The sequence below is a fragment of the Streptomyces bluensis genome (assembly GCF_014650715.1).
GTDB lineage: Bacteria > Actinomycetota > Actinomycetes > Streptomycetales > Streptomycetaceae > Streptomyces > Streptomyces bluensis.
The window spans coordinates 417,585-440,857 of sequence record NZ_BMVM01000003.1; the positions used below are offsets into that span (position 1 = coordinate 417,585).

At 70.7% G+C, this 23,273-nt stretch carries 17 protein-coding genes, 1 pseudogene and 1 riboswitch; of the genes and pseudogenes, 8 read left to right on the forward strand and 10 right to left on the reverse strand.

Translation table 11 applies throughout. The features are described 5' to 3' along the window. Positions 1-23: 23 nt before the first annotated feature. Positions 24-1,223, reverse strand: coding sequence for an ATP-binding protein (locus IE262_RS11905; protein ID WP_134039549.1), 1,200 nt, complete (start codon positions 1,221-1,223; stop codon positions 24-26). Between the two features lie 144 nt (positions 1,224-1,367). Here IE262_RS11905 and IE262_RS11910 point away from each other — a divergent pair, with 144 nt between their 5' ends. Together IE262_RS11910 and IE262_RS11915 are read left to right on the forward strand one after the other, a co-directional pair. Next, positions 1,368-2,723 carry an SWIM zinc finger family protein gene (locus IE262_RS11910; RefSeq protein ID WP_189873405.1) on the forward strand — a complete coding sequence of 452 codons (1,356 nt, stop codon included), beginning with the start codon at positions 1,368-1,370 and terminating at the stop codon, positions 2,721-2,723. A gap of 334 nt (positions 2,724-3,057) precedes the next feature. Continuing rightward, the gene (locus IE262_RS11915) at positions 3,058-4,665 is read left to right on the forward strand and encodes a DUF5691 domain-containing protein (protein WP_189873408.1); all 1,608 of its coding nucleotides are present in this window, start codon (positions 3,058-3,060) and stop codon (positions 4,663-4,665) included. An 85-nt stretch (positions 4,666-4,750) separates the two neighbouring features. Here IE262_RS11915 and icmB read toward each other — a convergent pair whose 3' ends face one another. Beyond that, positions 4,751-5,167, reverse strand: a complete 417-nt coding sequence (gene icmB / locus IE262_RS11920) for a coenzyme B12-dependent isobutyryl CoA mutase small subunit (RefSeq protein WP_131564477.1) — start codon at positions 5,165-5,167, stop codon at positions 4,751-4,753. A 701-nt stretch (positions 5,168-5,868) separates the two neighbouring features. Between icmB and IE262_RS11925 the strand changes: the two genes are divergently transcribed. Then, positions 5,869-6,762, forward strand: coding sequence for an esterase/lipase family protein (locus IE262_RS11925; RefSeq protein ID WP_134039546.1), 894 nt, complete (start codon positions 5,869-5,871; stop codon positions 6,760-6,762). Between the two features lie 285 nt (positions 6,763-7,047). Beyond that, positions 7,048-8,676 (forward strand): M23 family metallopeptidase, encoded by a 1,629-nt coding sequence (locus tag IE262_RS11930; protein ID WP_189873410.1) that lies wholly within the window; start codon positions 7,048-7,050, stop codon positions 8,674-8,676. A 97-nt stretch (positions 8,677-8,773) separates the two neighbouring features. Here the strand turns inward: IE262_RS11930 and pcrA are convergent, their stop codons facing one another. Next, positions 8,774-11,266: a DNA helicase PcrA gene (gene pcrA, locus IE262_RS11935; protein ID WP_134039544.1), complete on the reverse strand. Its 2,493-nt coding sequence runs from the start codon at positions 11,264-11,266 to the stop codon at positions 8,774-8,776. A gap of 297 nt (positions 11,267-11,563) precedes the next feature. Beyond that, a riboswitch (cyclic di-AMP (ydaO/yuaA leader) is annotated at positions 11,564-11,732 on the forward strand. Positions 11,733-11,740: 8 nt separating this feature from the next. Between pcrA and IE262_RS11940 the strand changes: the two genes are divergently transcribed. Continuing rightward, the gene (locus IE262_RS11940) at positions 11,741-12,919 is read left to right on the forward strand and encodes a C40 family peptidase (protein WP_189873412.1); all 1,179 of its coding nucleotides are present in this window, start codon (positions 11,741-11,743) and stop codon (positions 12,917-12,919) included. A gap of 69 nt (positions 12,920-12,988) precedes the next feature. Here IE262_RS11940 and IE262_RS11945 read toward each other — a convergent pair whose 3' ends face one another. Then, positions 12,989-13,342 (reverse strand): hypothetical protein, encoded by a 354-nt coding sequence (locus IE262_RS11945; protein WP_134039542.1) that lies wholly within the window; start codon positions 13,340-13,342, stop codon positions 12,989-12,991. A 516-nt stretch (positions 13,343-13,858) separates the two neighbouring features. Here IE262_RS11945 and IE262_RS11950 point away from each other — a divergent pair. Further along, the gene (locus tag IE262_RS11950) at positions 13,859-14,929 is read left to right on the forward strand and encodes a C40 family peptidase (RefSeq protein ID WP_189873414.1); all 1,071 of its coding nucleotides are present in this window, start codon (positions 13,859-13,861) and stop codon (positions 14,927-14,929) included. A 112-nt stretch (positions 14,930-15,041) separates the two neighbouring features. On the opposite strand, the gene IE262_RS11955 is transcribed toward IE262_RS11950, so the two are convergent. The 3 genes from IE262_RS11955 to IE262_RS11965 form a co-directional block, all read right to left on the reverse strand. After that, complete coding sequence (locus tag IE262_RS11955; RefSeq protein ID WP_189873416.1) at positions 15,042-15,776, reverse strand: LuxR C-terminal-related transcriptional regulator; 735 nt, start codon at positions 15,774-15,776, stop codon at positions 15,042-15,044. A gap of 167 nt (positions 15,777-15,943) precedes the next feature. Then, a complete protein-coding gene (locus IE262_RS11960; protein WP_166681723.1) occupies positions 15,944-17,269 on the reverse strand; it encodes an ATP-binding protein in 1,326 nt (441 codons plus the stop codon). Positions 17,270-17,354: 85 nt separating this feature from the next. Next, the gene (locus IE262_RS11965; RefSeq protein ID WP_189873608.1) at positions 17,355-17,615 is read right to left on the reverse strand and encodes a hypothetical protein; all 261 of its coding nucleotides are present in this window, start codon (positions 17,613-17,615) and stop codon (positions 17,355-17,357) included. 90 nt (positions 17,616-17,705) lie between these two features. Here IE262_RS11965 and IE262_RS11970 point away from each other — a divergent pair, with 90 nt between their 5' ends. After that, positions 17,706-19,199 carry a PspC domain-containing protein gene (locus IE262_RS11970; protein WP_189873594.1) on the forward strand — a complete coding sequence of 498 codons (1,494 nt, stop codon included), beginning with the start codon at positions 17,706-17,708 and terminating at the stop codon, positions 19,197-19,199. Between the two features lie 369 nt (positions 19,200-19,568). Here the strand turns inward: IE262_RS11970 and IE262_RS11975 are convergent, their stop codons facing one another. Both IE262_RS11975 and IE262_RS11980 read right to left on the reverse strand, forming a co-directional pair. After that, positions 19,569-20,099, reverse strand: a complete 531-nt coding sequence (locus tag IE262_RS11975; protein ID WP_134039536.1) for a DoxX family protein — start codon at positions 20,097-20,099, stop codon at positions 19,569-19,571. A gap of 309 nt (positions 20,100-20,408) precedes the next feature. After that, on the reverse strand, positions 20,409-21,680 hold the full coding sequence (locus IE262_RS11980; RefSeq protein ID WP_134039662.1) for a hypothetical protein: 1,272 nt from the start codon (positions 21,678-21,680) through the stop codon (positions 20,409-20,411). Positions 21,681-21,948: 268 nt separating this feature from the next. Between IE262_RS11980 and IE262_RS39430 the strand changes: the two are divergent. Next, positions 21,949-22,230, forward strand: a pseudogene (locus tag IE262_RS39430) (DUF4429 domain-containing protein); the annotation flags it as partial. A 121-nt stretch (positions 22,231-22,351) separates the two neighbouring features. Here IE262_RS39430 and IE262_RS11985 read toward each other — a convergent pair. Next, positions 22,352-23,146, reverse strand: coding sequence for a class II aldolase/adducin family protein (locus IE262_RS11985; protein WP_134039535.1), 795 nt, complete (start codon positions 23,144-23,146; stop codon positions 22,352-22,354). Positions 23,147-23,273 lie beyond the last annotated feature (127 nt).

Consider the following 23,273-nt stretch of genomic DNA (forward strand, 5'->3'; position numbering starts at 1 on the left):
CCCACCCACCTCCTGGAACCTGCTCACGCGCTCACCTCCCGGCAGGCGCGGTAGAAGTCCGCCCAGCCGTCGCGCTCCCGTACGACCGCCTCCAGGTACTCCTGCCAGATGACGCGGTCGGCCGCCGGGTCGCGGACGACGGCGCCGAGGATGCCGGCGGCGACGTCCGAGGCCCGCAGGACGCCGTCGCCGAAGTGGGCCGCCAGGGCGAGTCCGTTGGTGACGACGGAGATGGCCTCCGCTGTCGACAGCGTGCCGCTGGGCGACTTCAGCTTCGTACGGCCGTCGGTCGTCAGGCCGTCGCGCAGTTCGCGGAAGACTGTGACGACCCTGCGGATCTCGTCGATGCCGTCCGGTGCGGCCGGCAGGTCGAGGGAGCGGCCGATCTGGTCGACCCGGCGCGAGACGATGTCCACCTCGGCGTCGGCGCTCTCCGGCAGCGGCAGCACCACCGTGTTGAAGCGACGGCGCAGGGCGCTGGACAGGTCGTTGACCCCGCGGTCGCGGTCGTTGGCCGTGGCGATCAGGTTGAAGCCGCGGACGGCCTGCACCTCCTGCCCCAACTCCGGTATGGGCAGTGTCTTCTCCGACAGAATGGTGATCAACGTGTCCTGGACGTCGGCGGGGATGCGCGTCAGCTCCTCGACGCGGGCGGTCATGCCCTCGGCCATGGCCCGCATGACGGGGCTCGGCACGAGCGCGTCGCGGCTGGGGCCGTGGGCGAGCAGCTGCGCGTAGTTCCAGCCGTAGCGGATCGCCTCCTCCGGCGTGCCCGCGGTCCCCTGCACCAGCAGGGTCGAGTCGCCGCTGACGGCTGCGGCGAGGTGCTCGGACACCCACGTCTTGGCCGTGCCGGGCACACCGAGGAGGAGCAGGGCGCGGTCGGTGGCGAGCGTGGTGACGGCGACCTCGACGATGCGGCGCGGGCCCACGTACTTCGGCGTGATCACCGTGCCGTCCGGCAGGGTGCCGCCGAGCAGGTAGGTCGCGACGGCCCAGGGCGACAGCTTCCAGCGGGTCGGGCGCGGCCGGTCGTCCTGTGCGGCCAGCGCGGCGAGTTCCGCGGCGAAGGCGTCCTCGGCGTGCGGGCGCAGCGCCTCGGCATCGGTCTGTTCCGCGGGCGTGTGCCCGCTCGTGTGGGCGCCCGGGTCCGTGTGCGCGTTCGCGGGCGCGGACGGGTTCCGGTGCTCGTCGACGGATGTCGGGTCGATGGAAACAGGCATGACTTCAGTCCCCCTCCAGATCGGCCGCCTCCGGCCGGTTCGGATCTGGTGTCCACCGTGCACCACGCCACTGACAATGCGTTCTGACCTGCGGAAACGCGCCGCAGAGGTCGATTGTCAGTGGTGGGTTCTACCTTCGATGACATGACTCAGCAGGGGGTGCGCTGGACGGCTGAGCAGGTGCTGGCATTGGCGCCTGACGCCGCGTCGCGCAAAGCGGGAAGCAAACTCGGCGCGGCCGGGCCGTGGTCGGAGGCGGGCAGTTCTGACGAGGGGACGGTGTGGGGACTGTGCAAGGGCAGTGGCAGCAAGCCGTATCAGACGGTCATCGACGTCGCGGACTCCAGTGGGCCCGCGTACAAGTGCAGTTGTCCGAGCCGCAAGTTCCCGTGCAAGCACGCGCTGGGGCTGCTGTTGCTCTGGGCGGGCGACGACGGATCGGTGGCGCGTGCCCAGCCACCGGACTGGGCGGAGCAGTGGCTCACCGGGCGCCGGCGGCGCGCGGAGGAGAAGAGGACGACGACGGGCGCGGCATCTGGGGACACGTCAGGTGATCCGGAGGGGGCGCGCCGCAGGGCGGAGCGGCGCGCCGAGCGGATCACCGCGGGGGCCACGGAGCTGGAGCAGCGGTTGTCGGACCTGCTGCGGGGCGGTCTGGCGGCGGCCGAGCAGGCGGGGTACGGGCTGTGGGAGGAGACCGCGGCCCGCATGGTCGATGCCCAGGCGCCCGGACTGGCCGCGCGGGTGCGGGAGTTGGGGGCGATACCGGGCTCGGGGCCCGGCTGGCCGGTGCGGTTGCTGGAGGAGTGCGCGCTGCTCCACCTCCTCGACCAGGGCTGGCTGCGGCGTGAGGGCCTGCCGGACGGCCTCGCGGCGACGGTCCGTTCCCGGGTCGGCCTGCCCGGCTCGGCGGACGGCCCCCCGGTCCGGGACCACTGGCTGGTCCTCGCCCAGTACGACACGGCGGACGCCCGCCTGACCACGCGCCGGATCTGGTTGTACGGCGCTGAGTCCGGGCGTACGGCGCTCCTCCTCTCCTACGGGGCGGCCGGCCGCGCGCCGGAGTTGACGCTGCCGGTGGGGCTCGCCTTCGAGGCGGAGATGTCGTCGTATCCGGGTGCGGGGCAGTTGCGGGCCTCTCTGGGCCGGCGGTTCACCGCGCCCGAGCCCGCGGCGATACGACCGCCGGGGGTGACCCCGGCTCAGGCCGCTGCCCGCTACGGCGAGGCGCTGTGCGACGACCCGTGGCTGGACTCGGTCCCGGTCACCTTGTCCAGGGTCGTCCCGGCCCCGGACGGCGACTCCTGGCAACTGTCCGACGAGGACGGCGACATGGCCCTCCCCTTGTCGCTCTCCGCTCGCTCCCGGCCCGGCCTGTGGCGCCTCGTCGCCCTCTCGGGCGGCGCTCCCGTCACGGTCTTCGGCGAGTGCGGTCACCACGGCTTCACACCACTGACGGCCTGGCCCGAGGGAGCGGGAGACGCGGTGGGGCTGTGCTGAGGGAGGTGACCCGACGCGTGAGGTGAGGCGGCGCGTGAGGTGAGGCGGCGCGTGACAAGCCGGATGTGACCCGCACCCGGCTCGTCCGCTCCGGCGTTCCGCGGGAGGCCGGCCGGCCTGGTCAGCCTGGCCGGCCTCCTGCGGAACGAACGAAACCAGCGGCACGGCAGCACCGGCAGCGTCAGCAGCACCAGCAGCACCAGCAGCACCAGCAGCACCAGCAGCACCAGCAGCAAGAACGGACGCTTTCGGCCCGCGAGCCGGGCCGAGGGCCACCGCCTCGACCACCAACTGACCAGCCTTACAAGGAAGCACGGACAGAAGGGACGGACCCATGAACAGCACCTCGCCTCCTCCGCGGAACGCGTGGGAAGAGCTCGTGACCGTCGCCCTGCTCGGGACCGATCGGCGCCCGGCTCCCGGGCCGACCGCCGGGCGGGAGGCGCCAGTGGCGTTGCTGGACGCGGCGGCGGTGGAGACCGTGCGGCGCAGGGCGGGGATGCGGCCCGCGCGGGCGGCGGTGCGGCCGGAGCCCGCCGCGCCGGATCCGCGTCCGCCGTTGCCGCCGGCCGCGGCGCGCAGGCTCACGCAGTTGCTGGCCGACCGGGCCGGCGCGGGCGGCGGGGGACGCAGAGGTACGGCTCCCGACCTCATGGAGTTGCTGCCGCAGTGGCTGGCGCTGGCGAACGCGCGCGGGTTCGCGGCACCCCCCGAGGCGCTGCCCGCCCTTCTGGACACGGCACGGGGCCGTACGGACCTGCGCCCTGCGGCCCTGGCCTTCGCGGGCCCACGCGCGCTGTGGCTGGCCCGGCTGAACCCGGACTGGCGCTTCGCCCTGCGGGCCGCACCCGGTGGCGGCGCCGATCTGCCCGATGCCCAGCAAGCCGACCGGGTCCGACGGCTGTGGCAGGAGGGCCTGTTCGCGGAGCGGGTGGCGCTCCTGGTGGGGATACGGGCACAGGAGCCCGCGGCCGCACGCGAGTTGCTTGAGACGACGTGGGCGACGGAGCGGGCCGAGGACAGGCTCATGTTTCTCGATTCCCTGCGGACGGGGCTGGGCGCGGAGGACGAGCCGTTCCTGGAGCGGGCGTTGACGGACCGCAGCCGGAACGTGCGGGCGACGGCTGCGGAGCTGCTGTCCGCACTGCCGGGTTCGGCGCTGGCCGCGCGGATGGCGGACCGCGCGGCGGCGTGCGTGGCCGTCGACCGTACGCGGGACGTGCCCACGATCGTGGTGGAGGCGCCGCACGAGTGCGACGCGGGCATGGAGCGCGACGGGGTGGTGCCCAAGGCTCCGGCGGGACGGGGTGAACGGTCCTGGTGGCTGGGTCAGTTGGTGGAGGCGACACCACTGGCGGCGTGGTCGGCGCGGCTCGGGGGGCGTGCGGCGGAGGAGATCGTGGCCCTGCCGGTGGCGGACGACTGGCAGGGGGAGCTGAACGCCGCGTGGTGCCGTGCGGCGGTGCGGCAGCGGGACGCCGGCTGGTCCAGGGCGCTGCTGGGCTCCCCGTCCGCTCCCGAGGCCGCCGGCCCCGGGGCGGTGTCGCTGGCCGAGCGGGCCAAGCTTCTGGGGACGCTGGGTGCCGACGAACGGGCGGAGTGGGTGGCGGTGTTCATCGCGACGCACGGGCTGTCGGAGGCGTTCCAGTTGCTCGGGGTCTGCGCGGTGCCGTGGGCGCCGGCTCTGGGCGGCGCGGTGGTGGACGCGCTGAACATCGCGCGGGACGCCGGCAGTTATCCCTGGAGCTTCAGCGGCGTGATGGGGCTCGCCGAGCGCTGTCTGTCCCCTGCGGAGGCGGCGCGTCTGGATGCTCTGACGGCCACCCCCGAGGAGCAGGAGGACGCGTCTCCGGGGGCCGGCGGGTACTGGTCCGAGGCCTTCCAGCGCCTCGTCACGACGTTGCGTCTGCGCGCGGCGATGGAGGAGGAGCTGAGGAGCTGAGGAGCTGACCCATGGTGAGCCGGACTCTCCCGCCGTCACGGCGGGCGGCCACCCTCCGTGGGGACCGCTCGCCGGGAGGCCAGGGCTACGCCTCCGCCGGCTGGCGTACGTTCGCGCGGACCCAGTCCACGATCGACGCGGTGGTGGCGCCGGGGGTGAAGATCTCGGCGACGCCCATCTCCTTCAGCGGCGGGATGTCGGCCTCGGGGATGATGCCGCCGCCGAAGACCTTGATGTCCTCCGCGTCCCGCTCCTTGAGGAGCCGGATGACGGCCGCGAAGAGCGTGTTGTGGGCACCGGAGAGGATGGAGAGCCCGATCGCGTCGGCGTCCTCCTGGATCGCGGTGTCGACGATCTGCTCCGGTGTCTGGTGAAGGCCGGTGTAGATGACCTCCATACCGGCGTCGCGCAGCGCCCGCGCGATCACCTTGGCCCCGCGATCGTGGCCGTCGAGCCCCGGCTTGGCCACCACCACGCGGATCGGACCGGCTGCCACACCCATCACTGCCTCCATCCAACGACTGCACCGAACCCGTACCGAACGTCACGACACATACGGCACACGAACCATCACGGCACGTACGGCCACACACCGTACCGACCACCCATGCAGTGCGCACCGCACATATCACTCATACCGCCACCCGCCACGCCGGATACGTCCGCGGGCACAGGCCCGCGTACCGCACCGGCCGGGAAAGTGAACGAACGTTATCGCCAGCATCCCGCAACCGGCAGTTTCGCGGTGCAGACCGAGGGGGAAATCACACAAAGGACACGTTCACAGCGCAAGGTTTCGGGTTCCGCGGCACACGCGTCACCGAGACGGGCGGCTACCAGGCCGAACGCCCCCGGGACACGGGCGTCACGGGCGGATCGTGCGCAAGGAGAGCCGCCACGAGGTGGCCGCACCACCGCCGTACCGGCGGGAGACGGCAGCGGTGGTGAGGTGCTTCGGCGATGGCACGAGCACGAAAGCGAGGAATCACGGTCGTACGGAGTCCGGGACAGCCTGTGCCGTGAGTACGGCAGGGCGTCGCGTCGTCGGCACGGGTCGGCACGGCAAAGGCCCTCGTCGCGTCACCGGCGCCCCAAGCGTCGTCCACGCCGCACTCGCGCACCGTCACCCACCTCCACGGCGGCTCACCACGAGGGCACATGGGGGACAGGGACGTCCTCCCGAGTGCCGACGGGAGGTCGACCATGAAGGTCACCTGGGCAGGACTGCCCTTTCTACCGTTCTGCCAGCGCCTCTGGCCCGTCAGACTGGCAGGGCTGTCGGTGGCCCTCCTGAAGGCGACCGCCCTGGAGTTCGCGGTCCTCGCGGGGCACCTGCTCCTCTACCCGTCCGGAATTGCCCAGGAGCGCCGGTCCGTCCCCGCCCCTTCACCCCCCGGCGACGCCACCACCGCTTCCCTGCCGACCGAGGCCAAACCCCCGGTCGTCCTGTTGCACGGGTTCATAGACAACCGCTCCGTGTTCGTCCTGTTGCGCCGCTCCCTCACCCAGCACGGCCGACTGCAGATCGACTCGCTCAACTACTCGCCCCTCACCTGTGACATCCGCACCGCCGCCGAGGCGCTCGGCCGCCGCCTGGAGGAGATCTGCGAGCGCACGGACTGTGAGCGGGTGGACATCGTCGGGCACAGCCTCGGCGGACTGATAGCGCGGTACTACGTACAGCGACTCGGCGGCGACGTGCGCGTACGCACAGTCGTCACACTCGGTACCCCGCACGGGGGCACGCGCGTCGCACCACTGGCCGACGCACACCCCGTCGTGCGCCAGATGCGCCCCGGCTCACCGGTGCTGCAGGAGTTGCGCGAGCCCGCACCGGGCTGCCGTACGCAGTTCGTGGCCTTCTGGAGCGATCTCGACCACCTGATGGACCCGCTGGAGGCCGCCTGCGTCGACCATCCGGACCTGCTCGCCCAGAACGTACGGGTGAGCGGCATCGGGCACCTCGGCATGCTCGTACACCCCGCCGTCGCCGCGGGGATACGGCAGGCACTCGACCACGACGAGACGACACCGGAGACGGTGCACGGGCCCACCGGAGAGCCGGGAGCCTCCCCAGAAGGCCTGACCGTGGCGTAATCGCTCAAAGTCAGCCGAAATTCCGGCAGAACCAGTCGAGTCGAGCGGCGACCCGTCGCCCGAACGACCACTGGTGCAGCCATTCGACGGTCGCGACCCCGTCCCACATTTTCGAACACTCGTCGAACACAAAGCCAAGGCTGAGTCCATGGTCCGCCGAAAGGCGCTCGAATGCCCGTTTCCTGCGACCGCGAAACCCGTTGAAGATTGTCGCGCCCGCGCACCGCCGGGTACAGTCGCCGCACTGCTCTGCCAGCCCCTGTTGTCGAGGCGAAAGAGAAGTTGGTGAACGATCGTCACCCGTCGGGGACTGTGACTCCCCCGGCTCCGGCTTCCGATGCCGCCTCGGCGCACTACGCGTCATACGGCCACCAGGAAGCCTCGTACGGCGACTTCACCACGTATGACGGTTACGGTGCCACCGGTTTTGACGCCGGGCACCACTCCACCGCCACCGCCGACACGGGTTTCGCGACCGCGACCTTCGAGACCGACCCCCTCTTCGGCGATATGCCGGGCGCCGGCGCGACGGGCTCGTACGACTCCTCGCAGTGGTCCACGGGCAGCCAACAGACGCTGACCCATGACCCGTACGCGGCCCAGCCCCAGGCGACCTACGACACGGGCGGCTACGACTCCACTGGCTGGACGGCGGGTTACCAGAACCTCGCCGAGATCCCCGCGCAGCCCCAGAGCCCCGAAGCGTCCGGGCAGTGGGACGCGAACGGGTGGGTGCAGGCCGAACAGCTCGGCCAGGCCGCCGAGTTGGGACAGCCCGACCAGACCCAGCAGTGGACGGGCGGGCAGTTCTTCGACACGGGCGCCTACGACGCCACGCAGTGGAACAGCGACGGCACGTCCGGCGACCACGACACGAACGGCCATGAGCCGTACGAGGGGTACGAGCAACAGACACCGGCCGACGGGTACGAGCACCCCTCCCTCGACGCCTTCGACCAGCAGGCGACCGCGACCTTCGAGCAGGTCAACCCCTATGACGACGGGCAATCCGCCGCCATGGAGGGTGAGTTCGAGGAGGCCGACGGCACCGCAGCGCACGGAGCAGACCGTTCCACGCTGCTGGACGACGAGGAAGAGACCGCGCCCAGGAGTTCTGGCGCCTCAGCGGCGTCCGGCGTCTCCACCGGCTCCGGCCGGGCTGCGGCCCGCGCGGCCGCGCGCTCGCGTCGCCGCGCTCCGGCGAAGCGTTCCGCCGTGCTGACCGTCGCCGTGCCGTCGGCGTGCGTCATGGGCGTCGCGGGGATCGCCGCCGCCTCCGTGGGCGGTGGCGACGAAGACGTCAACAGGACGACGGCCACTGCGTCCGAAGCGGTCGCGGTCAAGCCGTCCGCCGCCAACAACAAGCTCGACACACAGCTCGAAAGCCTTTCCGCCGGGGCGGACGACTTCGCCGACCGGGCGAGCCGGACCCAGGAGCGCATCGACCTCAAGGCCCAGCAGGAGGCCGAACAGAAGCGGGCAGCGGCGGAGGCAGCGCGCAAGGAGCGCCTGCGGCCGAAGTTCGCGCTCCCGGTCGAGCAGAAGGGGCTCAGCGCGTACTACGGGCAGTCCGGCATCAACTGGATGTCCACGCACTCCGGCATCGACTTCCCGGTCTCCTACGGCACGCCGGTGATGGCGGTGGCCGACGGCGTCATACGGACCCAGTGGAACAGCGCCTACGGCAACATGGTCGTCCTGACCGCCAAGGACGGTACGGAGGTGTGGTACTGCCACCTCTCCACGTACAAGATCCCCTCGGGTACGGCGGTGAAGGCGGGTGACGTGATCGCGTTCTCCGGCAATTCGGGCAACTCGACGGGCCCGCACCTGCACCTCGAAGTACGACCCGGGGGCGGCTCGGCGATAGACCCGCTGGCGTGGCTGCGCAGCCACGGCCTCGACCCGACGTAGCTCGACGACGCACCGCGAGCCCCGGACACTCGGCAAGCACAGAAGCGGGCCCCTGCTCAGCAGGGGCCCGACTCGTGTCCGCGAACTCGTCGTCGGCCTACAGCTTCTCCACCGGCGCGTACCGAAGGAGCAGCCGCTTCGGCTTGGTGTCGCCGAAGTCGATCGTCGCCTCGGCGTTGGCACCCGTGCCCTTCACGCCGACGACCGTGCCCAGGCCGAACTGGTCGTGGGTGACGCGGTCTCCGACGGCCAGGGAGACGACCGGCTTCTCGGTGGCCGTGGCACGTCGCGTCGCGAAGCCGGAGGCGCCCGCGGCGGACGAACGGGAACGGGAGGACGACAGGGAGGCAGCGATCCCCGAGGCCGGGCCGGCGGCCCCTGGCGCCGTCGACGCGCCCGTGCGCTTCCAGTCCAGGTGCGCCGCCGGGATCTCCTCCAGGAAGCGGGACGGCGGGTTGTACGAGGGCTGGCCCCAGGCGCTGCGCAGGGTCGAGCGGGTCAGATAGAGCCGTTCCCGCGCGCGCGTGATGCCCACGTACGCCAGGCGCCGCTCCTCCTCCAGCTCCTTGGTCTGGCCGAGGGCGCGCATGTGCGGGAAGACACCGTCCTCCATGCCGGTGAGGAAGACGACCGGGAACTCCAGACCCTTGGCGGTGTGGAGGGTCATCAGCGTGATGACGCCCGAGCCGTCCTCTTCCTCGTCCGGGATCTGGTCCGAGTCGGCCACCAGGGCGACCTGCTCCAAGAAGTCGGACAGGGCCACCGACTCGCCCTCGGCGCGCTCCTGCTCGAACTCCAGTGCCACTGCGGCGAGTTCCTGGAGGTTCTCGATGCGTGTTTCGTCCTGAGGGTCGGTGGAGGCCTGCAACTCGGCCAGGTAGCCGGTGCGTTCGAGAATCGCCTCCAGGACCGTGGCCGGGCCCGCGCCGGAGTCGACGATCGTGCGCAGGTCTTCCATGAGCGTGTTGAAGCGCTTGACGGCGTTCGTGGAGCGCGCCGCCATGCCGTACGCCTCGTCCACGCGCCGCAGCGCCTGCGGAAAGCTGATCTTCTCGCGCTGGGCGAGGGCGTCGATCATCGCCTCGGCGCGCTCGCCGATGCCGCGCTTGGGCACGTTCAGGATGCGGCGCAGCGGGACCGAGTCCTCCGGGTTGGCCAGCACCCTGAGGTAGGCGAGGACGTCCCGGACCTCCTTGCGCTCGTAGAAGCGGACGCCGCCGACGACCTTGTAGGGCAGGCCGACGCGGATGAAGACCTCTTCGAAGACACGGGACTGGGCGTTCGTCCGGTAGAAGACCGCGACGTCCCCGGCCTTGGCCTCGCCCGCGTCCGTCAGCCGGTCTATCTCGTCGGCGACGAACTGTGCCTCGTCATGCTCCGTGTCCGCGACATAGCCGGTGATCCGGGCGCCCGCTCCGGCGTTCGTCCACAGGTTCTTGGGGCGGCGGGACTCGTTGCGCTCGATGACCGCGTTGGCGGCGGAGAGGATCGTCTGCGTGGAGCGGTAGTTCTGCTCCAGGAGGATCGTCGTCGCGTCCGGGTAGTCCTCCTCGAACTGGAGGATGTTACGGATGGTCGCGCCGCGGAAGGCGTAGATGGACTGGTCGGCGTCACCCACGACGCAGAGCTCGGCGGGCGGGACGTCGTACTCGCTGGGCGGGACGTCGACGGGGTGCTCGCTGGTGCCGACGAGTTCGCGTACGAGCGCGTACTGCGCGTGGTTGGTGTCCTGGTACTCGTCGACGAGCACATGACGGAAGCGGCGGCGGTAGTGCTCGGCGACGTCCGGGAAGGCACGGAGCAGGTTGACCGTCGTCATGATCAGGTCGTCGAAGTCGAGGGCGTTGGCCTCGCGCAGCCGCGACTGGTAGAGCGCGTACGCCTGGGCCAGGGTCTTCTCGAAGCCGTCGGCGGCCTGGGCGGCGAAGTCCTCCTCGTCGATCAGCTCGTTCTTCAGATTCGAGATCTTGGCGCTGAACGACTTGGGCGGGAAACGCTTCGGGTCGAGGTCCAGGTCGCGGCAGACGAGCGCCATCAGCCGCTTGCTGTCGGCAGCGTCGTAGATCGAGAAGGACGACGTGAAGCCGAGCTTCTTACTCTCCCGCCGCAGGATCCGTACGCACGCGCTGTGGAAGGTCATCACCCACATCGCGTTCGCGCGCGGGCCGACGAGCTGCTCGACGCGCTCCTTCATCTCGCCCGCGGCCTTGTTGGTGAAGGTGATCGCGAGGATCTGGCCCGGGTGGACGTTCCGCTCGCCGAGCAGGTGCGCGATGCGGTGGGTGAGCACGCGGGTCTTGCCGGAACCGGCGCCGGCCACGATGAGCAGGGGGGAGCCGGAGTGGACGACCGCCGCGCGCTGGTTCTCGTTCAGCCCCTCCAGGAGCGCAGCGGGGTCCACCGCGGGGCGTGGCTCGCCGTCGCGGTAGTAGGCGTCCCGGTCGGGCGGCGTGTCGAACCTGCCGCCGAACAGATCGTCCGGAATCGGTTCCGGTACGTGCTCGTCCTCGGGCGGCGGCGGAGGTTCTTCCTCATGGGCCCGCGGGGCCTTGAGATCCGCCAGGAAGCTGTCGTCGAAAAGGCTGCTCATCGCTCTCCGAGTCTAGGCCGCGCCACCGACACCCAGGGGCCACCCCGCAAACTCGGTCCGAGCGCGCGCTGCCGACGATCTTCGATGGCCGGCCTCCGCCAAGCCTGATGCCGATCCGGGTTGAACCTGCATGACGCTAGGGGTTTAGGCCGTCACTGTCCGCGATGACCAGGGAGGGAGTTGACCAAGGTCACGAAAACGTATCGGGCATATCGCGCATCAACCTTCACAGGCGCCACACGAATTGGCTAGCGTTCTTGTGGGCCGCTCGACCCAACCGGCGAACGTCGCCGGGCCGGGCGGCCTCCGCCGAGTCCGGCGCCCCTCGCGGAGCCGGAGCCGGGGACCCACCGACCTTGGGGTGAATCGGCCCACCTGCCGTACCAGGCAAGGGCCGTAGGGCACACCTTCCGACGCACGCGCCCGAACCCGACAGCTAACTCGGTAGGCGGACAACGGAAGGAGCCGCCTTTCATGGCGCCGCACCGAAAGTCGCGCCCCACCCGGACGCGCACAGGCATACGGACACCCGCCCTTGCGACGGCGGCGCTGACCTCCGTGGCCCTGTTCTCCCAGACAGCGAACGCCGCCCCCTCGACCGACGACAAACCGAGCCTCGAAGAAGTCGAGAAGAAAGTCGGCGACCTCTACCGCCAGGCCGAGTCGGCGACCGAGAAGTACAACGCGGCCGAGGAGAAGACGGCCAAGCAGAAGAAGCGTGTCGCCACGCTCCTCGACGATGTCGCCCAGCGCACGGAGAAGCTCAACGAGGCCCGGGAGCAGCTGGGCTCGTTCGCCGCCGCCCAGTATCGGGCGGGCGCCGCGGCCCCGGACACGGCAGCGATGCTGCTGGCGGACAGCCCGCAGGACTACTTCGACCAGACCCAGCTGATGGACCGCTTGACGGAACGTCAGAAAGAGGTGGTCGACGACTACGTCGCCCAGCGGACCGAGACGGCTCAGAAGCGCCAGGAGGCCACCGAGAGCCTGGAGTCGCTCACCCAGTCGCAGTCCACGCTGAAGTCGAGCAAGGCGAAGGTCCAGGCGAAGCTCACCGAGGCCCGTGAACTGCTGGCCAAACTGACCGCCGAGGAGAAGGCCCGCCTCGCGGCGATCGAGAAGGAGAAGCAGGAGGAGGCCGAGCGCCGGGCGGAGGAGCTGGCGCGGCAGCAGGCGGCCGAGGCAGAGAAAAAGCGCCAGGCGGCCGAGGCGGAGCAACAGAAGCAGGCGGCCCAGGAGCAGAACGCCGACAGCAGTTCCACGGTCGAGGCCCCGGCAGAGGACTCCACCTACGCCACGAAGGCCGCGAAGGCCATCGCGTTCGCCCGCGCACAGATCGGCAAGCCGTATGTCTGGGGCGCGACCGGCCCCGACTCGTACGACTGCTCCGGGCTCACCCAGGACGCCTGGAAGGCCGCCGGCGTCGACCTCCCGCGCACCACGTACGACCAGGTCACCGCGGGCAAGACCGTCTCACTCACCGACGCCAGGCCTGGCGACCTCGTCTTCTTCTACGACGACATCACCCACGTCGGGCTCTACATCGGCAACGGCATGATGATCCACGCGCCCAAGCCGGGGACGTATGTCCGCGAGGAGTCGATCTTCTACGACGGTGAGTCGTCGATCCACAGCGTGGTGCGGCCGGCGTAACGGTCGCGCCCTCCCGGCCCTGGCCGCGCCCGGCTCCTCGCCGCCGGCCGGGGCCGGCGCGGTTCCCGTTCAGGTCCAGAGCACCGCGATGAAGATGTTCGCTGTGGTCAGGGCGCCCACCAGGCCGAAAAGGCCCTTCTCCACCCGTTCCTCGTCGCGCTTCACGTAGACGAGCCCGAGGATCACGACCAGCAGGGCCAGCTTCACGCCGATCTTGACGTTGTTGACCGCCTGGTCGTCCGCCTGGTTGAGGCCGACCAGAACCGCACCGGTGATGAGCATCGTCAGCGCGCCGTGCAGCATGGCGGGCACGAAGCGGGCCGCCCCCTGCCCCATCGCCTTCATCTGGGTGAGGAAGCCGCCCAGGAGGGAGGCGATGCCGATGATGTGCAGGGCGACGAAGAGATGGATGAGTATGTCCATGGAGCCGGAGCCTAACCAGGGCCCCTCACGCGGCTCGGCACCGGCCCCGGAAAGACTCCGGTACTGGCTGGGGTGGTGGATCCTGATGCCGACCGCGGCCCCGGCCATGCCACTCGCTGCATCTAATACACCCATAGCGCCGCATATATGTGCCCAATAGCACCGCCTCGCCGCCGCTTGCCTCCAAACCACCGCATCGATCATCGCTCTGCGTGAAGGCGGCGCCGCCAGGCGGAGATCACGGCCATATACGGTCACCGACGGTCCACTGGGATCAGTTCCGCACATGGCGCCACAGAGCGGACACGGCCACGTTTAGCGTCCTCCACCAGGTGACCGGCTCCCCACCGCCGCCCCGGCCAGGGGCGGCAGTCGGACACCTCCGCCGCGAGGTCCGGCGGCAGCCCGCTGCCCCGGTGCGGGCCGCCACCGGACGCGAGACCGTCGAGCCCACGGCGGCCCCGGCCGAAGGCCGTCCCGGTCGTATCGCGTCGTACGAAAGGACGTGACATCCACTTGGCAGTGCACCGCAGGCCCGGACAGCGCCCCCTCAGTGGCAACAGGGCCCGTACCGCCGTCACGATCGCCTTGGCGGGCGCGGCGAGCGCGACCGGCTTCAACGGCACCGGGCACGCCGAACCGCAGCTCACACCGGCGCAGGTCAGGGCGAAGGTGGCCAGGCTGTACGAGCAGGCGGAGGTTGCCACCGAGCAGTACAACGGCGCCAAGGAGGGGGCCGACAAGGCGCGGGAGCGGCTGGAGGACCTGCGGGACGAGGCGGCCCGCCGCACGGAGGAACTGAACTCCGCACGCGAGAAGCTGGGTTCGGTGGCGGCGGCGCAGTACCGCGGTGGCGGCATCGACCCCGCGGTGCAGCTCGCGCTGAGCGGTGACCCGGACGCCTATCTGGACGGTGTGGCCTTCGCCGAACGGATCGGCAGCCGACAGGTGTCGGACGTGGCGAACGTACGGAAGCAGTTGAGGGAGATCGAGCGACTGCGGGGTGCCGCACACATCGAACTGTCACGGCTCGCGTCCCGGCAGTCGGACCTGAAGCGGCACAGGGGGACGATCACCGGAAAGCTGGGCGAGGCGAGACGCCTGCTGGCGCGGTTACCGGAAGGGGCCCGGTCGGGGCTGGACGCAGCGCCGGGCGCGGGGCGCGCATCGCGGTCCAGTGCCTCGGCGCGCGAACTCGGTCCGCTCCCGGCGGCCTCCTCCACCGGCCAGGCACCCAGTTCACGGGCGGCCGCGGCCCTGGCGTACGCCTACGCCAAGCTCGGCAGCCCGTACGTGTGGGGCGCGACCGGCCCCGACGCCTTCGACTGCTCCGGGCTCACCCAGGCGGCGTACCGCGCGGCCGGGGTCTCGCTGCCCCGGACGACGTACACCCAGATCGGCGCCGGGCAGCGCGTCGCACGCTCCCAGCTCCTCCCCGGTGACCTCGTGTTTTTCTACTCCGGGATCAGCCACGTGGGCATCTATGTGGGCAACGGACAGATGATTCACGCGCCCCGCCCGGGGACGCGGGTGCGGATGGCACCACTGGACGAGATGCCGCTCACGGGCGCTACACGGGTGGCGTGACCCGCAGGGCCGCGCGGTGGTGTGAGCCGTGGAGCCACGCGAGTGGCGAGAGCCGTGCGTGCTCCGCGGGTGGCCTGAGCCCTCGTGCCCTGCCGGGATCAGGCTCTCGGCTTCACACCAGCCGCCGTGCCGTCGCCCACCTCGTCAGTTCGTGCCGGTTGGAGAGCTGCAACTTCCGCAGCACCGCCGAGACATGTGACTCCACCGTCTTGACGGAGATGTACAGCTGCTTGGCGATCTCCTTGTACGCATAGCCACGAGCGATGAGGCGGAGGACCTCACGCTCGCGCTGGGTGAGACGGTCCAGGTCCTCGTCGACCGGCGGGGCGTCCGTCGAGGCGAAGGCGTCGAGGACGAAGCCGGCCAGTCTCGGCGAGAACACCGCGTCGCCCTCCTGGACGCGGAAGATGGAGTCGACCAGATCCGTGCCGGTGATCGTCTTGGTGACGTATCCCCGGGCGCCACCCCGGATGACACCGATGACGTCCTCCGCCGCGTCCGAGACGGAAAGAGCGAGGAAACGGACGGGCTGCTCGGCGTCGGACATCAACGCGGTGCACCGGCGCAGCACTTCGACCCCGCCCCCGCCCGGGAGATGCACGTCGAGGAGCACCACCTCGGGCCGTGCGGCCGAGATGACGCTCACGGCCTGGTCGACGTCCGCCGCCTCCCCGACGACCTCGACACCGGTGCGCTCCGTCTCCCCGATCTCCGCCTGCACGCCCGTACGGAACATACGGTGATCGTCGACCAGCACGACCCGGACCCGTCGTCCGGGCGCCGAACCGCTCGTCTTCCCCGAGCCGCTCGGTGCGTCCGACTCCGTCGGGGCAGCCGCCGTACCCATGAGACCTGTGGGTCCAGCAGTGGGGTCGGGCTGAGTGGAGCTTGTGGGTGCAGTGGGGCTTGTGGGGGCAGTGGGGGTAGGCCTCTTGGTGCCAGTGGGGCTGGTGCGGTCGGTTCCGGGAGCGGAACCGACCTGCCTGATCGGACCGCTCGCCCCGTTCGCGTCGCTCATGACGTCGTCTCCGCCCTCTCCATCTCCAACTCGACCTCCGTGCCGCCGTCCGGTACGGCGCGTAGCCGTGCCGTACCACCGTTGCGCTCCATGCGACCGATGATCGATTCTCTAACGCCCATGCGGTCGGCGGGTATCGAGTCGAGGTCGAAGCCGGGGCCCCGGTCACGCACGGACACGAAGACCGTCCTGCCCTCGACTTCGGCGTAGACCTGTACGGCGCCGCCCTCGCCACCGTACTTGGCGGCGTTCACCATCGCCTCGCGCGCAGCCTGCATCTGCGCGCCCAGGCGTTCGTCGAGGGGGCAGTCACCGACGACCACGACCTCGATGGGGACGCCGTGCTTGTCCTCCACCTCGGCGGCGCTGCGCTTCACGGCCTCCGCGAGTGTGTCGGGCTCGTCGTCCTCGTCCTTGCCGGTGCCCTCTGGCTTGTAGAGCCAGTTGCGCAGGTCGCGCTCCTGGGCGCGGGCGAGGCGGCGTACCTCGTTCGCGTTCTCCGCGTTGCGTTGTATCAGCGTCAGGGTGTGCAGCACCGAATCATGGACGTGGGCCGCGACCTCCGCCCGCTCCTGGGCGCGGATGCGCATCAGCCGCTCCTCGGAGAGGTCCTGGGTCATGCGGACGAGGTACGGGCCGGCCAGCAGCGCTATCCCCACGAGGACCGCGAGCGCGGCCTGCAGGACCGACCCGAGGTGGGCGGCGGAGCCCTGGAGGACGAATATCCCGGAGACACCCGCGGTGACGAGCAGGACCCCGCCCACGGAACGGAGCAGCGTGAGTGTGCGCCGCTGGCTGCCGACCTCGACCCAGCGGGCCCGCCGCGCGTTGTCCGCCTGGCGCCAGACCAGGGCGACACCGGCGGCAACCAGCACGGTCGGCCACAGGTACGCCTTGGCTCCGTCACCGAGGTTCACATTGCCGACGAAGACCATGGCCACGACGACCATGAGGAGCAGGGCGACGATCTGCCCCTTGTCCGGTCTGCGGGCCACGAGTTTTCGCCGGCCGTCCGGCGAGGTCTCCGTGGAGACCGCCGGGGGCCGCTGGTTGTCGACACCGCCCACACCGAGCGGGACGAAGAACCAGAACGCCGCGTACAGCAGCGCGCCGAGGCCGTCCGCGAGGAACAGACCGACGAACACCAGCCTCAGCCAGGTCACCGGCAGCCCAAGATGCCCCGCGAGCCCCCGCGCCACGCCTCCGAGCCAGCGACCGTCGCTGCTGCGGTAGAGCTTGCGCGGGGGCCGCGGGACATCGACTGGCACTGCTGCGGCTTCCGGCATGCCATCGATGTTCACACGCATGGCGGGCCATGGCATCAGGGTCTGCCCCGGAGACGTCCCTGATCTCCGACCAACTCGTGATCGAACAGTTCCCGGGGCCGATATCAGGGTTGCGCCAGGGTCATCCCGACTGCCGCAGGGCGGTCTCGGCAGCCACGATGGACACATGACAGATCAGCAGCACGCGGCACCGGAGCCGGGCCCCGGCTCGGGCGCCCGGCGGACGGCCACCGAGCCGCAGGACGCCGTGCCCACCCAGGACAAGGGCGGCACCACGCCCGGACCGGGCCAGGGCAAGGAGCCGCGCGCGTACGGGGGCGCACACACGCATACGGGCGCGGACGCCCGTGCGCACGCGGACGCAGGCACGCCCGCCGATCAAGCAGGCCAACCGGAGCAAGCGGGTCAAGCAGGTCAAGGCGGACTCGCGGGCCAAGCTGCGGCGAACCCCTGGGCTGGGGCCGCGGGCCCGATGACAAACGAATCGAGGAACGAGCCGAGGAACGGACCAAGGAACAGGCCAAACAACGAGCCGACGAGCCAGCCGACGGACGGGTCCGCCGACGGGATCGCGGCCGGGCCTACGGGGCAGGCGAGAAACACGGATCAGTCATCCGGAGGCCGGCCCCAGCGCGGCACCCCACCCACCGGGCCCACGGCTCAAGTCGCCGCCGACGGGTCCACTCCGGCCCCCGGCCCCACCGGGTTCCGCCGTGACCGGCGGCACAAGATGCTGGGCGGGGTGTGCGCGGGGCTGGGACGGCAGTGCGACATGGATCCGGTGATCTTCCGGATCGTGCTCACGGTCCTGTCGGTGAGCGGTGGCGTCGGCCTCATCTTCTACGGCTTCGTGTGGCTGTTCCTCCCGTACGACGACGAGGAGGAGAACGAGGTACGCAAGCTGCTGACCGGCCGCGTCGACGGCCAGGCCCTGGCGGCCGTGCTCTTCGCCCTGGTCGGCTGCGGCGTCTTCCTCACCATGCTGGGCAACGGCGGGGTGCTGACCTTCGCCGTGGTCCTCGCCCTGCTCCTCGCGGGCGCGGGGTACTGGTCGCAGCAGCGCAGCGCTCCCGACCCCGACCCGCTTGCCGCACAGGCCGTCGCCGACGCCCCACCGGAAGCGCAGGCGCCGCCCGTCCCCGTTTCCTATCCGTCCTGGTGGCGTGACCCGATCGTCAAGGACGGCAGGCACGTGGGCAGGACGGGATACCTGTGGGGGCCCTGGGAAGCCCGGGACCGCGATATCGCGGCGGCCATCAACATCGCCCGGGGAACGCCGTCCCACCAGGACATACGTGCCGCCCAGCGGCCCAAGCCGCGGGGGCCACGTTGGATAGGCGGCTGGGTGTTCCTGCTCGCGGTGCTCGCCGGCGGTCTCGCTACCGGTCTGACATGGGACGACCACGCGCTGGGGACGAGCCTGCAGGCAGGTCTGGCCTGCGCCCTCGCCGTGTTCGGCCTGGGCATCGGGGTCAGCGCGTTCCTGGGGCGTACAGGCGTGGGGTCGATCTTCCTCGCGGTGGTGACGGCAGGTCTGCTGGTGTGCTCGGCGGCGCTTCCGGCGGACATCAGCACCCACTGGATACGCACGACCTGGGCACCGACCGCCGTGGCGGGCGTGCATCCGGCGTACAAGCTGGGCAGCGGTGTGGGCACCTTGGACCTGACGCGCGTCAACGTGCCGAAGGGCAAGACGGTGACGACCGGCGCGGAGGTGGGCGTGGGCAAACTGAAGGTGGTGGTCCCCTCGGACGTCACGGCGCTCCTGACGGTAGAAGTGGGCGTGGGGGACATCCAGTTGCCGGGCGACAAGAAGGAGGACGTGGACGTGGCACCGGGCAAGGAGAAGCAACTGACCCTCTCCCCCGAGAAGGGGATCACCGGTGACGGGAAGTCCGGCGGCACGATCCGTGTCCATCTCAGGGTCGGTCTGGGCCAGGCGGAGGTGACCCGTGCTGCGGCATGACGTCCAGCCCGGCAAGCTCGTCGCGGGCTTCTTCCTCACCCTCACCGCCGTCATCTACGCCGGAGACGCGGGAGGCTCCTGGGAGGCCCCCTGGTTTGTGGCCATACCCCTGGTTACCGCAGGGCTCTGTCTGGCGGGCGCGACGGCGCTCCTGACGCACGCGATACGACGACGCCGATCGTCCCCCTGTGCGGGGCACGCTCCCGGGAACAGGCAGACGTCGGACGCCGGGGTGTCAGGCAGGACGGAGTAACGGCCCTTTCGGGCTCGGGCACAGGGTCACCCCCGGAACACCCGGACACCGCCTGCCGCCCGTGGGCGGTCAGTGACCAACGGCCGCGCGGCGCAGCAGCCCGGCTGTGCCGCAGCTCAGCGATAGGCGCCCATGCGTTGCCTTCGGCGGTTGCGGATGGCCGCGTCGATGGAGAGGACAGAGGCGCCGGCCAGGACGAGGGGGAGCCAGGCCATGAGGTAGGCGAGGTCGTTGCCGTAGTAGTAGGGGTCGGATGCCCAACTGACGGTCAGCCAGAGGCTGAGGGAGATCAGGGCGCCGCCGAAGGCCGCGAGACGGGCGAGGAGGCCGACGAGAGTGCCGATACCGACGGCGAGTTCACCGAAGGCGATGGCGTAGCCGAAGCCGACGGGGTTCTTGAGGGCGAGATCGACGAGGGCGGGGATCGCCGCGCTGTCGCGGACCGCGCGCATCATGTCCCCGACCGAGCCGGAGCCGGCATCGGACAGGAAGGCACTGTCGGTGAGTTTGTCCAGGCCGGCGTAGATGAAGGTGACGCCGAGAAAAACCCTCAGGGGGAGCAGGGCGTAACGGGTGGCGGTGTCCCGCCAGTCTCGGCCGCCCTCGAAGTAGGGGGTCCTCGTGTCCGAACGAATACTGTGAGTCATGACTGTCCGCCGCCTCTCGCCGCCGTGCCGTTGACCCCTCAACAGACCATACGTACGAAAGGGGGGAGCCGCTCAATGAGCGCGCATCAGTTTTCTGTGAAGATTGTCCTTGGGATCGTTGCTCGGTTTCTCTCAGCGGGTTTCCGCACGGCTCGGTCGGCTCTGGCCCCGTACCGGCCTCACCATTTGAACGAGGCCCACGGCCAACGCCTTGTCTGTCGACGGCCGGTCAAGGGACCGGTCGGGCAGTCGGCCACTCGGGCAGTCGGCCACTCGATCAGACAGCCACTCGATCAGACGGCCAGTCACTCAGTCGGTCACCTCGATCACACACCGGTTCGTCTCCACCCCGGCGGCGGTCACCACCTGGACCTCCACTCGGCCAGGCTCCACGTCGGCGGGGACCGGCACGGTGAGGACGGCGTCCGTGGGGTTGCTGAAGCCTCCGGCGACGGGGACGAGCGGGACGTGGACGTGGACGGCACCGATACGGACGACCATCCGGGAGAGGCGGTCGGCGGCCTGGGCACCCGGCGGTACGAAGCCGGCGCCGCGGATCTCGATGTCGTCGCCGGTGCGGATCGGCGCGTCGAGGTCGCCGGCCTCCCGGGCTCGGACAACGGAGAGGATCACAGGGCGGCCGCCCTCCGCGTACTTACCGGCGACGTACGTGGCCGCCGAGACCAGCACCAGCAGCGCCAGCCCCCAGGGGAGGTCGGGGAGTTGGTCAGGGCGGCGGGCCAGCCGTACCACAGCGAAGGCCAGGGCGACGGTGTTCACGACGACGTACTGGATATCGGTGAAGCTGCCGCGACCGGAGTCGTCGGTGAGGAGGTCGGAGGCGCGTGGACGGTCGGCGCGGACCTTCTGCAGGCGCTGACCGAGGACGCGCAGGCCGACCACTCGCCGGACCAGCACGGCGATCCCGCACACTACGGCGAGGACAGTCACCACGCCCGCGCCCCGGGCAAGATCGAGCCCGGTGATCAGCGCGTCCCGCTTGCCGTGGTCCGAGGCCGCGGCGAGTTGTCCGACGAGCACCAGGACGGCGTACACGGCGAGGAGCACCCAGCTCGCGGCCACGGCGCGGGACGTGGACAGCCGGTTGTCCTCACCGATCACGGGGGCCAGAGCGCCGCCCTTCGTACGGTGCAGGTATCCGGCGCCCGTCGTGGCCAGGCCCACCACCAGTGCGGCCAGCAGACCGGCCGTGCGCGCTGCCGTCCAGCCCGCTCCGATCGCGGTGAGTGCCTGGACCAGGAGCAGGAACAGGAAGGCGCCCCATACGACGCAGGCCGTGCGCAGCCACAGGCGGCCCAGCCATGCCTCGCCCTCCACCCGCCCGCGTTCGGCGACGAGGGCGGCGGACTGGGTGAGTTCGTCGGAGACCCACTGGCGGGATGCCGACGCCGAGTGCGCGACCGCCGCGGGCAGTCCCTGGCCGGACGCGAACCCCTCGCGCATGAGCAGGAATTCGGCGACCGCGCGCCGGTGTCCCTCGCGCGCGCCGTGCGGGCAGTCCCCGCATGCGCAGCCGCCCTCGTGGGCACCCACGCCCTGCCTCGCCTCCTGCACCGCCACGCCCGTGCCCGCCTTCCCCGCGCCGCTTCTCCTCCGTACGCCCGCGCCATGCGACAGCCGTACAGCCACCCTGCGATGACAGCGAATTCTGCCGTACGGAACAGGGCCTTCATCCGGCAGGTCTGGTCAGTGCGGGGTGAAGGGCGGAGACATGTGTTGACCAGGGCGGCAACGCCCATATCAGCGCCCGTTCAGGAGCGCGGGGCTGTGCCAAGGTGCGGCACCACCGGGTGGGCGCGAGCAACCACACACGCCCCGCAGCACCCCACTGCCGCCCGAGAAGGCCCCGTAGGCGCTCGACCCTCTGGCAGTACCCGGCGCGACCTGCTCACGGCCCTCGTCGCCACCGCGGTCACCGCCCGGCTCCCGCACCCGTCGAACCGCGCGATCGACGACGTGGAGCGCCCCGGGCTCGGCGCCGCGACCGCGCCTGCGGCCGACCATCACGACGTCCTCCTGTGCAGTTACGGGATTTGGGGCGCCTGCACCGCGAGGGGGTGCTCATCGACAAGGAGTTCGCTTGACGAAGGCGGCCGTGCTACGGGGCTTTCAGGTGCCGCGCTACGGGGTTTCCAGGGTGGCGTGCCGTGCGGTGCGGTGTGGTTTCCAGTGTTTAGTCCCGCGAGAACGGGGGGCGGGCCCAGGGAAGAGACATGCGGCATGGATGAGCGCTAGCTCAGCAGGTCGGGCTCGCTCCTGCTGATGTCCTGCCACAGGGGCTGGTAGTTGATCCACGCGACCAGGTCGCCGCCGAGTTGCTCCCGTGTGGCCACCGCCTGCCGGTGGCCGATGAGCACGGGCCGCCCCGCAGCCTTCGCGGTCAGCTGGACCTGGGCCGAGCGCTCCATCGACAGGAACCACCAGGCCGCCGCGTCCACCGAGTCGCCGACCGTCAGTAACCCGTGGTTGCGCAGCACCAGGGCCTTGCGGCTGCCGAGCGCGGACGCGATCCGGCGACCCTCCTCGGCGTCGACGGCGACACCGGTGTATGCGTCGTAGAGCGCGTGGTCCTCGTAGAAGGCACAGCTCTCCTGGGTGATCGGGTCGAGCAGTTCGGCAAGCGCCGAGAGAGCGCGGCCGTGCACCGAGTGACAGTGGGCGACCGCGACGACGTCCGGGCGGGCGGCGTGGACCTGGGCGTGCACGGTGAACGCCGCCTGGTTCACGTGGTAGCGGCCGTGGATCACCTGTCCTTCGGCGTTCGCCATGACCAGATCACTCACCGTGACGTGCTTGAACGGCATCCCGAACGGGTTGACCCAGAAGCAGTCGCTGAACTCCGGGTCGCGGGCGGTGATGTGCCCGGAGACTCCGTCCTCGAACCCGAGCCGCCCGAAGATCCTCAGTGCCCCGGCCAGTCGTTCCTTGCGGTGCCGGCGCTCGTCGTCCAGTGAGTCGTGCATCGGCGGCATGGCGAACTGCAGCTGGTCGGTGGGTAGGGGCAGGGGCGGTGTGGGCCCGTGCATATGTCCTCCAGCACTGGGTTCCTGTACGGAGCGGAAGTTACCGTCAGTCCCTGTAAGAGGACAGGGCCGTCGGGTGAAGAGTGTGCGCAACCGTTACGGAAGTCACGGAAACGCGTCGCCCTTCACG

Bases quoted from the DNA above. Each gene is read 5' to 3' on its own strand.
- IE262_RS11905 (WP_134039549.1), bottom strand. From the start codon at position 1,223: ATGCCTGTTTCCATCGACCCGACATCCGTCGACGAGCACCGGAACCCG.
- IE262_RS11910 (WP_189873405.1), top strand. From the start codon at position 1,368: ATGACTCAGCAGGGGGTGCGCTGGACGGCTGAGCAGGTGCTGGCATTG.
- IE262_RS11915 (WP_189873408.1), top strand. From the start codon at position 3,058: ATGAACAGCACCTCGCCTCCTCCGCGGAACGCGTGGGAAGAGCTCGTG.
- icmB (WP_131564477.1), bottom strand. From the start codon at position 5,167: ATGGGTGTGGCAGCCGGTCCGATCCGCGTGGTGGTGGCCAAGCCGGGG.
- IE262_RS11925 (WP_134039546.1), top strand. From the start codon at position 5,869: ATGAAGGTCACCTGGGCAGGACTGCCCTTTCTACCGTTCTGCCAGCGC.
- pcrA (WP_134039544.1), bottom strand. From the start codon at position 11,266: ATGAGCAGCCTTTTCGACGACAGCTTCCTGGCGGATCTCAAGGCCCCG.
- IE262_RS11940 (WP_189873412.1), top strand. From the start codon at position 11,741: ATGGCGCCGCACCGAAAGTCGCGCCCCACCCGGACGCGCACAGGCATA.
- IE262_RS11945 (WP_134039542.1), bottom strand. From the start codon at position 13,342: ATGGACATACTCATCCATCTCTTCGTCGCCCTGCACATCATCGGCATC.
- IE262_RS11955 (WP_189873416.1), bottom strand. From the start codon at position 15,776: ATGGGTACGGCGGCTGCCCCGACGGAGTCGGACGCACCGAGCGGCTCG.
- IE262_RS11960 (WP_166681723.1), bottom strand. From the start codon at position 17,269: ATGCCATGGCCCGCCATGCGTGTGAACATCGATGGCATGCCGGAAGCC.
- IE262_RS11970 (WP_189873594.1), top strand. From the start codon at position 17,706: ATGACAAACGAATCGAGGAACGAGCCGAGGAACGGACCAAGGAACAGG.
- IE262_RS11975 (WP_134039536.1), bottom strand. From the start codon at position 20,099: ATGACTCACAGTATTCGTTCGGACACGAGGACCCCCTACTTCGAGGGC.
- IE262_RS11985 (WP_134039535.1), bottom strand. From the start codon at position 23,146: ATGCACGGGCCCACACCGCCCCTGCCCCTACCCACCGACCAGCTGCAG.